Annotated in this window: 8 protein-coding genes; 2 read left to right on the top strand and 6 right to left on the bottom strand. The window is 40.1% G+C overall.

The window, feature by feature from the left end; translation table 11 throughout:
• A partial coding sequence (locus LV83_RS19315) for an Lcl C-terminal domain-containing protein (RefSeq protein WP_211320509.1) occupies nucleotides 1-936 on the top strand: 936 nt, incomplete at its 5' end.
• A 264-nt stretch (nucleotides 937-1,200) separates the two neighbouring features.
• Nucleotides 1,201-1,980, top strand: a complete 780-nt coding sequence (locus LV83_RS19310) for a hypothetical protein (protein WP_111613210.1) — start codon at nucleotides 1,201-1,203, stop codon at nucleotides 1,978-1,980.
• A 399-nt stretch (nucleotides 1,981-2,379) separates the two neighbouring features.
• Here the strand turns inward: LV83_RS19310 and LV83_RS19305 are convergent, their stop codons facing one another.
• The 6 genes from LV83_RS19305 to LV83_RS19280 all read right to left on the bottom strand — a co-directional run bounded on the left by LV83_RS19305 (nucleotide 2,380) and on the right by LV83_RS19280 (nucleotide 9,736).
• Nucleotides 2,380-4,014: a S8 family peptidase gene (locus LV83_RS19305; protein ID WP_111613209.1), complete on the bottom strand. Its 1,635-nt coding sequence runs from the start codon at nucleotides 4,012-4,014 to the stop codon at nucleotides 2,380-2,382.
• 124 nt (nucleotides 4,015-4,138) lie between these two features.
• The gene (locus LV83_RS19300; RefSeq protein ID WP_111613208.1) at nucleotides 4,139-5,299 is read right to left on the bottom strand and encodes an alpha/beta hydrolase-fold protein; all 1,161 of its coding nucleotides are present in this window, start codon (nucleotides 5,297-5,299) and stop codon (nucleotides 4,139-4,141) included.
• Between the two features lie 146 nt (nucleotides 5,300-5,445).
• Complete coding sequence (locus LV83_RS19295; RefSeq protein ID WP_111613207.1) at nucleotides 5,446-6,231, bottom strand: DUF1206 domain-containing protein; 786 nt, start codon at nucleotides 6,229-6,231, stop codon at nucleotides 5,446-5,448.
• Nucleotides 6,232-6,443: 212 nt separating this feature from the next.
• Entirely contained in the window at nucleotides 6,444-7,592 is a 1,149-nt protein-coding gene (locus LV83_RS19290) for a serine hydrolase domain-containing protein (protein ID WP_111613206.1), read from the bottom strand.
• 161 nt (nucleotides 7,593-7,753) lie between these two features.
• The gene (locus LV83_RS19285) at nucleotides 7,754-8,929 is read right to left on the bottom strand and encodes an amidohydrolase family protein (RefSeq protein ID WP_111613205.1); all 1,176 of its coding nucleotides are present in this window, start codon (nucleotides 8,927-8,929) and stop codon (nucleotides 7,754-7,756) included.
• A 168-nt stretch (nucleotides 8,930-9,097) separates the two neighbouring features.
• Entirely contained in the window at nucleotides 9,098-9,736 is a 639-nt protein-coding gene (locus LV83_RS19280) for a hypothetical protein (RefSeq protein WP_111613204.1), read from the bottom strand.
• Nucleotides 9,737-9,925: the final 189 nt, after the last annotated feature.

Raw genomic sequence — 9,925 nt, 5'->3', positions numbered from 1 at the left:
CCCGATCAAGGAGTCAGTACTGAATTTCTTGCGAACACTAGTGACAGCGATTTGCTAAATGCAAACATGAGGATAGTATCTGGATCCTGTGAAGGGGATTGTATTGAACCGGGAGGTGTAAACTATCCTATTTCCGACATGACTAGCCTAACGGTTGGCAAAAACACCAAATCGGTCAGCTACTATGCATACAACACGGAAACAGATTTTGTGGTGGACGTAACCTATGCCATCACTTCCGGACCTGCAACTGCAAATGCTACCATAGCGATTGATATCGATGGTAATGAAGTAGTTTTAGAAGATGTGAACTCAGGTAGCACGGTCAGCCATACGGTGCCGCTTACTGAGGGCTGGGCCGGATGCGATCAGGTTGCCTTTAGCGTGGTACAGGAGGGATTGGGCGCGCCCATCACCTTTAGTGAAAGCTATTCCTTAATCCCTGTTTGTCCGGAAGAGGTATTGGAAATAGGAATGGAATATCAGGGGGGTATTATCGCCTATATCTTACAGGAAGGTGATCCAGGCTATGTGGCAGGTGAAACCCACGGCCTAATAGCTGCTCCAAGTGATCAAGGTGAAGCTAATTGGGGTTGTTTTGGAACTTTAATTGGTGGTACAAGTACAGCAATAGGTTCAGGTGCAGCTAATACCAACGCTATAGTGAGCGCTTGTCCAGAAGCAGGCATCGCTGCTAGGATATGTAACGATTTAGTTATAGATGGTTATGACGATTGGTATTTGCCCAGCAAAGATGAGTTGAACAAACTTTATTTAAGTAAAGATGCGGTTGGCGGTTTTGCTAGTGCCTTCTATTGGAGTTCCAGCGAGGTCGGTGACAGGGGCGCTTGGCAGCAGGACTTCAGCAATGGCGACCAGTACTACACCTTTAAGGTCAACCCAAATAGTAGAGTTCGTGCGGTTCGTGCATTTTAACTATTTAACAGTATAACAACTGAATTTTGAAAAACTGGCAGGGAGTAAATCCTTGTCAGTTTTTTATTGAAAGAGTCAGTATTAATGAAATATCGTCTCAAAATGAGAAATTTGAAACCACAGCATGAAAAACCACCAAAGAAGAATTAAAGCGTGATGTTGGTCCTGTCCTAGGTGGGAAATATCCCGCAATATGGGCAAAGACCTCAGGGATTTGGCTGAACAAACCACAGTTATTTATCACATTAGGATAGAAAAATCTATATGAAAGAAAACCAAGCCCCTGAAAATGAGGAAGCCCATTCCAGCAAAAATGGAATTAGCTCTCTGAAAAAGAGAAATTGGAAGTCCTATTTCAAAGAATTCTTTATGCTTTTCTTGGCCGTTTTTTGTGGGTTTTTGGCAGAAAACTATCGGGAGTCTTTGAGTGTCCAAAAGATTGAAAAGGAGTACATGCTGTCACTAGTCGAAGACCTGAAATCGGATACTTCTAATCTCAAAACCTATATAGCTTTTAAAAAAGATAAGTCCACCCTAATGGATTCTCTGGCAGCCATGATGCTGTTGGAGGAGAGAAGTCTTTACGGAAATCAAATTTATTATTTCGCTAGACAGGTATTTGACGAGAAGCCATTTATCTATTCCGATGGCACCATTCAACAACTAAAGAATGCTGGAAATCTTCGCTTGATCCAAAAAAGAAATATTGTAGATCAATTACTGAAGTATGAAAAGAAAGTAAGGGAATTAGAAAAATGGGATGAAAACGACAATAAAACTAAATCCACATTTAGAGAGATGGGTGGAAAGGTCTTTAATTCCAATGAACTGAATGCCACTATGGATGCTAATATGAAGTTCATCCTACCTTCATCCAATCCCCAATTGATTACGGATGATTTCACAACTATTAATGAGCTTGCATTCCAGATTCATTTTTTATCAAAAATGTCGCTAGGAAATAGTTATAGAGCAGAAGCTCTCAGAAGAGAGGCTAGAAAATTAATAGAATTGATTCACACTGAATATAGACTGGACTCATGATGGCTAAATATTCAAAATTCAAAGTTCAGGAAGGCCTAATAATCCAGCAAAAAAATGTAAATAAATGAGATTGGAATTCCTTTATCAAAGAATTTTTGATGCTGTTTTTCACAATTTCACGTAGTTTTTTTGTGGAAAACCAACGTGGAGGTTAAAAGTGCTGATGTCATTGCCCAATACATTTTGGAAGATTTAAAGCATGACCAAGGAGCCATACGATTTGCTCAAGAAAAAGTCCAGTAGATCCAAAATTTCTTACAGATACTTCGCACACCAAAAGACTTTTGGGATACCCTAGCTTTTTGCAAAAGCATGATGAGAGTGATTTGCCCCCAAATAGTTAGACACTTTCTGGAGGCAAGCCCTCGGTTTGTTTTTTTGATGAATGATTCTGAGCTTTTACAAGCTTACAGTTCCATTAGCAACTTCACTTGCCAAGATCAAAGCATTGTATAAGTTGGCAATCTTGCCGGATTTTGAGATTTCTGAAAAAGACTTTTCAGCTCCTTCTGCTCCGCCAACTTGGACTTTTACCGAAGGTGAAATTCCTGATTCCATTATGACTTGCTTTACCTCCACAGCAGTTAGCTCTGGGAAGTAAGACCGAATCATAGCCGCCAAACCTGTCACAGCCGGAGCAGCCATAGATGTTCCCCCTTGGAATTCATAGGAATCATCGGGCATAGTGGAATAAATCTGATCTCCAGGGGCGAAGATATCCACATTCTCTTTTCCATAATTTGAAAAAACTGCAATCATATCCGCTCCAAAATATTGAGTCAAAGCACCTACTGTCAGGTAGTTGCTGGCAAAATTAGCTTCAACTCCATTTGGAAGATCATTGGGGAAGTTTTGATTCTCAGGAGAGTCCAAATCAATCCCGTCATTTCCTGCAGCATGTACAAATAATACATCTTTGGAAGCTGCATAGTTTAATGCCTCATATACCCACTCAGAATTTGGAGAAAAACCCTTTCCAAAGCTTGCGTTGATCACTTTAGCACCATTATCAGCGGCATAGCGAATGGCCAAAGCAATATCTTTGTCGTATTCATCACCATTTGGAACAGCTCTGATTGCCATGATTTTCACATTACTGGCAACACCTTCCACTCCTTTTTTATTATCTCGGGTAGCAGCAATAATTCCCGATACATGCGAGCCATGGCTTTCGCCAGGGTTGCTGTTAGTTGGATTCCCATTGCCATAGTCTTGATCGGAATAGTCGTAGGGATCATCTCCCACAGGAATTCTACCATTGAAATCCACATTCATATTGTAGTTCACCTGCGCCTCATAGTACTTGATGCCTTCTCGAAGGTCTTTGATTGCAGCTGGAATTTCCTCGCCCATGGTCATCACCTGCATGAGCATGCCTACAATACTTTCTTCTTGGGTGTTTTTTGGTTTGTATTGCTGCAGATCAGCTAGTGAATATTCTTCCTTTCCCAAGGCATTTTGGATGATTTTATCTGCCATGGTCACCATCGCTTCGATCTGCTTAAGCTGCGGAAGTGCGGCTTGTGCCTCAGGAAGCTTTTCATTCAATTTCTTCCGAGCAGCTTCTTGGTAGGCTTCGTCCCCGATTTTTAGACGAAGGATTCTTGCCATTTCCATTTGCTCATTATAGGATTCACCCAAGAAATTATATCCGTGAATGTCATCTATATAGCCATTGCCGTCATTGTCGATGCCGTCTCCAGGCTTCTCGCCAGCATTGGTCCAAAGCACGTCTTCGATATCTTCGTGATCCAAGTCAATTCCAGAATCAATCACGGCTACGATGACTACTTCGCCCTTTTTCTTTTTCAGAAGCTCGGAATAGGCACGGTCCACGCTCATGCCCGGAATGGTGTCTTTTTGTAGATCTAGATGTCCCCAGTGTTTGGATTGCTGATCTGATAGTTCGGCTACTTTGGGGCTGGTGTTTGTGTAATTGATTGGAGGGGCTGTCAATACTAATGAGGAATTACATCCCATCACTAGCAGTCCGATGCCCAGCCCTGCCATAATTTGAATCTTGCTTTTAATCATAGTTAAAAGTAACGCTCACTTTTAAAAGAGAGCTTAAAATTGAGTGTTAAAAATCGTGAAGTAGGGTTGTTTTACTTGAGCGGATGATTTGGTATAGTCGCTGGACTTTTTTTCTCCTAGCAGATCATTCCTTCTTTTTCAATTCCTCTACCTTCATTTTAGCATGTCCATTATTCGGATTCAGAGAAAGTGATTTTTCATAGTTTGCAATGGCTTTCGAAGTGTCGCCAACTAATTCATATGCTTCTCCCAAACTATCAAATGCATTGTAGGAGGTAGGATAATTTTCTGTATTTAAAATAAAGAATTCTAGAGCCTGAGACTTTTCCGCTTCGTCTCTGCTTTGAAGTTTACTATAGCCAATTCGATTCACTAGGTTTTCCGGAGGAGCAAAAGTCCAGGATAAACGATTCGAAATATCCTTAAAATGCTTTGTGAGTTGCTCCTTGTTCTCCACATCCCGATAAGGAATTCCATATCCTTCAAAAATGCTGGTGATGCCATTGTGAAAAGCAATCATGGGTACGGAACTATGATCCTCATTCTCGAAGTATTCCAATTTGGAAGGAAACTCTCCCTCGTATTGACTGTTTAGTGATTCAAACAATCGCACATGTCGGTCCCGGTTTCTGATATTCCTTTTCCCCCAATTCGCTGTTGCGAAATAGATGTATCGATTAAATGATTGAGGGCTTACTGCCTTCAATTTTTTGTCCATCGTTTTGGCATCCCAGGAGCCAAAACTTGGATCAATAGCCATAAATGAATTGAAAATTGTATTTTCTTTCATGTAAGCATGAGTAGCGAGTAGGCCGCCAAGGGAATGTCCAAAAAGGATCCGGTACGGTTCTGTTCTATACTCTTGATCCAGCTTGGGAATCAACTCTTTCTCTAGAAAAGCCAAGAAATTATCTCCACCTCCAAAATCATTCTCCCGTGCCGTGACGATTTTATCGGGAGTGAAATCGCGGGTTCGACTCACATTTTGAATCCCGACAACAATCATCTCTGGTATCTTTCCAATTCTCCCCATATAATTGACCATTCCGGTAACCGGATGATAAAAACTGCTTCCATCCAGAACGATCAATAGTGGATACTTTTTGTAGGCCGATTCTTCACTTCCATAAGATTCGGGAAGGCTAATCCAAAACTCCCTTTCTTCATCCAAAATAGTGGAGTAGAGTTGATGTTTGGCGCCAATTTCAATAGTGCTTTTATCTTGAGATTTTGCTTGCCCGATTCCAAAAATGAAGAGGATCAGTAGGAGGTGATATTTATGCATGGTTCTATTTTATTCAATCAAAAACTTCCAGTCCAAGCCATGAAGAACGGAAACAAAATTATTTTAGGTCTTATCCTTTACGTGTTTTTGGATTAGGAAGGTTGGGTAAGATTGAAAAAAGAGCAATCTCTGTTAGCAGGCATTTCCTATACCCTCTTCATGTCACGATAGCGGGCATTAATTAACAAAAATATGCCATACATCATCATGCCTATAGCAACCACTGATAAAGCGATAGTTCCGAATTCGTCTTGAAGAAAACTAAAGGCGTCCTTGGTGCCTCTAATTTCTTCAAAACTGTATGAAAAGGCGGCTCTGTAGGTCAAAATTGCAATCACGCCTATGACTATTCCCCTTGCCGTATGGCCAATTTTCCCAAGGGTAACCATCAAGTTTTGAATTTTAGGATCCAAATTTTGAGCTTTAATTCTCTTTTTGTACAAATTGGTGTAGGCAATGACCATTTGAAAAATGGCTCTTCCTAGAAAGACGGTGGCTATTATTAAAACAATGGCTTGCCCAAATGGCTTACTTAAGGCAGTTACAATCATGGATTTCTGACTGTCTCCATATCCGCCCCCAGAACCAATAAGAATTTCAATAGCCGAAAAGGCCATAAGACCATAAAAAACACCACTTGAAAAGAACCCTAAGCGGTTTCCTATTCCTTTAAGATCTTTCCCTTCCTTGTCAGGATCCATAATGGCCTGATAAAAACGCCAGAATACATAAGCGACTAATCCTGTAGCGGTTATCCCGAGTAAAATAGTTCCAAGCCTGTTATTCTGGAGAAACTTCAGCGCATCATTGCTCCCTGATTTGGAACCCCCGGAACCGATAGTAGCCATAAAAGTGAGAGCCCCAATTAAGGTGTACACAAAACCTTTGGTGGCAATCCCAAAACGCGCAATATTCTCTTTGTTAAAATCCATTCTTAATTCAAAAATTGCCCCTATTCGGCAGAAATGCTTATCGAAACAATTTAGGGGATTTTAAAGTGTTTCTAGGCTTTGAGGAATTTAAATGGTTTTCTCTTTTTTCGATTAGCCTAGATGTGCTTTTGAAATTCATTAAAAATAAAAACAGCTCGCCCTTCAACTTCAGATAAAAATCCGATACCTGAACAGCAAGAAAAATTGCTTTTTCACTCGTTACTCGTAAAAGAAGAATAGACTTTTAAGAGGATGGCGCTGGCATTATTTTCTATATCCCATTGGTTATAATTTCCTGCAGTGGTGACAATCAGCATCTTATTTTTGAGATCGTAAAAAATCCGCTGGTCTCCATTTCCTACAGCTGCAGGAATTATCAATGGTCCCGAACCGGAGGAGTAATCTATAACCCAAAACTGATATCCGTATCCGCCTTCATCCGGTCTTGATATGCTGGATTTTAATGATTCAGTCACCCATTCTGCCGGGACAATTTGCTCTCCATTCCACTTACCTTCCTGCAAATACAAGATGCCGAATTTCAACATGTCCCGTGAACTCAAACGTAAGCCTGAAGCTGCAGCTGGAGTGCCTGTGGCAGGTGAAACGGTCCATTCTGACTTAGAAATACCCAAAGGTTGGAATAAATATTCCTTAGCAAATTCATGCACATTTTGGCCGGAAACACGATGGATAATTTCTGCGAGCAACTCTGTGGTGCCTCCGTTATATTGCCAAACTGTCCCAGGTTTTTCCACCATCTCCCTACTTAACACAAACCCGATCCCATCGTCACTATTGCTCATCTGGATTTCACTGTTTTCCGGATTATCATAGGGAATATCCTCGTTCCACTTCAAGCCCGAGGTCATGGTCAACAGATGTTTAATTGTCAGGTCTTCACGGCCTTCAGAATTAAACTGCTGATAATCTTCAAAGAAATCAAAGATGGGTTGGTCTACAGATTTGATTTTTCCCTGAGCAATGGCAATTCCAATACAGGCAGAAACGATGCTTTTCGAAACGCTTCTCATATCGTGCAGCAAGCTATCATTGTAGGAGACGATCCCAAGATCATCTCCCCAGTTTTCATCCTTCCCGGAAAAATATTCTTCTACCACCAACTTATCATCTTTGTAGATCAGCAAGGAATGTCGATTCGGATAATTGCCTGTTTGGATACTGTCTATCAGTTCAGAGATTACTTGAGGATTGAGACCCACTTCGGCAGGCTTTGTAATGGTAAAGTCAGCATCTGCAACCAATGGCTCAACTACTGAGACTTTTTCGACATTTTGTTTACATCCCAAAAAAGAAAAAACAAGAATTAGTATTCCAGCAAAAATTTGGATCTGTTTCATAGTCTAAATGAATTTTCTCGTAGCTAAATATATCTGAATTTAGTAGATAAAATGCTGTATTTCTTCAGGTTGAGAGTAAAGTATTTGGATGTCTTCTTTTTTAAAAAGGAGGTATTAAAAAGACGTTTTGCAAATTAAATCCAGAGAAGATTCTTTCGATTTTATTTCGTTTTACCGTTCTTCCACACTTTTTCTACCTTTCTAAGGTTTGACAGGTCATTGATTGGATCACCGTTCAAAAGCACAAAAGTTGCCTTGCTTCCTTCCTTTAATTCTCCAATGGGCAAATTAAATGCCTTGGCTGCATTTCCAGTAGCTGTTTTAAGGACTTCAAGGTTGGATATGCCTGCCATTTTATATAGTTCTAATTCCAAAAAATAATCCTCCGCAAAATTCATTTGACCCTCTTGAGCATCAGTACCTGCTACAATGAGAACGCCTTTATCATGCATGTTTTTAATGATCAAAGCACGTTCTTCAGCATTTAGAAGGTTGTTATTGACCCATTCTTGTATAAAAGGTGGTGCATCCTCCATGGATTTAAGCGCCATTCCAGCAGTAGGGATAACAAAAATGTCGTTGTCAACCAGCTGAGTATAAAAACTGTCTGGAATAGGTAAGTCTTCTTTATAATCCAACATGTGCACAAAACCATCTGGCTTAAACGCTGCTATCTGCGTCATTTCTGCCAAGGTATTGGCATGAACAACAACCTTATAATCTTGCTTATGTGCACTTTCAATGAGACTTTTAATCTGTTCAAAACTTAATGACGGAAGAGGTGGATACCCCATCCATTCGTGGTTTTCACGGATCACTTTAATGTAGTCAACCTTTTTATCTATGCGGTGTTGCAACCAATCGGCAATGGACAAGGAATCGGAAATGGTTTCCATATCCGGACTAAATTGATTTGGGTGGCCACCGGGGACCGTAGCCGCATGGCCAGCTCCATAAAGCGTGGAAAAGCCAATTGAGTCTTTAGAAACTTCTTTCCATTCAAGTTCCCTTTCTTCTAACCCTGTGTGCATGTTTAAAAGGGTTAAAATACCCAAGGGATAGCCAGCTTTTAAGTCTTCCAAGCTACTGGCATGTACATGTGCATTGACTAGACCGGGAATCATGAATTTACCTACGCCGTCTATGATAGAATCAGCTTCTAATTTGTTTGTACTTATAGCCGCTATGGTATCATGATTAATAGCCACATTAACTGTACCTCTGTCTTCATGTCCATCGAATAAAGTGACTTTTTCAATCACGTAATCAAATTTAGGAGCTTCATCGCAGCCAAATATGATTGAAGCAATTATGGAAAAAAGAAGTAGTCTATACATATTGGAAGTTTTAAAGTCTACTACAATCTTTGGTAGGAGCAGTTGGGTGGTTTAGCGATTCCCTTTACAAGTTGATGCTACCAAAAAAATCAAACGGATTTTAAATCTTACGATCTTGATTCATGTGGAATCTGAACAGTGAGAAAAAATAATCCAACCAGATCTGAATCAATCCCCTACCTTATCCACCTTAATTTTCTCAATCTCCAAAGGTTGATACTTGACGTAATATTCCTCATAACCAGCAATTATAGGACTTATTTTAATCTCATTAGTTGAAGCCAAAAAATCAAACATCAACTCATTAAATTGATAATTGATATACCATGTGTCATTAAACCTACCTGTGACATTGGTCATTACTTTTTTATTTCTGTAGGAACCGGGTTTTAACTGAATAGTCACACGATACCGCTTACCCATTTCGGGTCTGAATCGTAAAACCAAGAATCTCATTTCAGGCAGAAATCCTGGCCTGCCACTATGGAACCTTGGATAGTATTTGTTTTCCGGATGTACATCTATGGTTGTTTGGTCTGATTTATACCATCCGAAATATTCCGCGACCACCATATCCTTATCCTTCAATTTCTGAGGGGTGATTTCCCAGGATTCGTTGGGCTTCAGGTTTATTAAATCATTCCTGTTTACTCTAAGCGCCGGTATGCTTGCGATCCCCTTTGGATCAAGCTTTTTCAATTGTGCATTCGAAATTCGATTTGACGGCGTAACCTGAATATCAATAGGTTTTATTTTCAGATTTTTGCTACTGAGATTACCAATGTTTCCAAACTGTTTTTTTGACATAATAAGCTTGTTTAAAAATGGACTTGGCTAATTCGTATCCTGATTGGATACAATTATTTTCAAATTTTCTGTTTAAAAAAGATAGCGCATTTTTTCTTTGGATGCAACTATTTGAGGACTAAGGAGTCATGCTATACAATTGGTAGTCAGAATATTTATGGGGTTACTGGTGGGGAAGATGGTTTCAAA

It is taken from the genome of Algoriphagus yeomjeoni (assembly GCF_003259505.1).
GTDB classification, from domain to species: domain Bacteria; phylum Bacteroidota; class Bacteroidia; order Cytophagales; family Cyclobacteriaceae; genus Algoriphagus; species Algoriphagus yeomjeoni.
Note: the sequence above shows the minus strand (reverse complement) of the source record. Positions and strands in the feature narration are given on the sequence as shown.

Excerpts from the sequence above, each read along its gene's own strand:
- LV83_RS19310 (WP_111613210.1), top strand. The coding sequence starts at position 1,201 with ATGAAAGAAAACCAAGCCCCTGAAAATGAGGAAGCCCATTCCAGCAAA.
- LV83_RS19305 (WP_111613209.1), bottom strand. The coding sequence starts at position 4,014 with ATGATTAAAAGCAAGATTCAAATTATGGCAGGGCTGGGCATCGGACTG.
- LV83_RS19300 (WP_111613208.1), bottom strand. The coding sequence starts at position 5,299 with ATGCATAAATATCACCTCCTACTGATCCTCTTCATTTTTGGAATCGGG.
- LV83_RS19295 (WP_111613207.1), bottom strand. The coding sequence starts at position 6,231 with ATGGATTTTAACAAAGAGAATATTGCGCGTTTTGGGATTGCCACCAAA.
- LV83_RS19290 (WP_111613206.1), bottom strand. The coding sequence starts at position 7,592 with ATGAAACAGATCCAAATTTTTGCTGGAATACTAATTCTTGTTTTTTCT.
- LV83_RS19285 (WP_111613205.1), bottom strand. The coding sequence starts at position 8,929 with ATGTATAGACTACTTCTTTTTTCCATAATTGCTTCAATCATATTTGGC.
- LV83_RS19280 (WP_111613204.1), bottom strand. The coding sequence starts at position 9,736 with ATGTCAAAAAAACAGTTTGGAAACATTGGTAATCTCAGTAGCAAAAAT.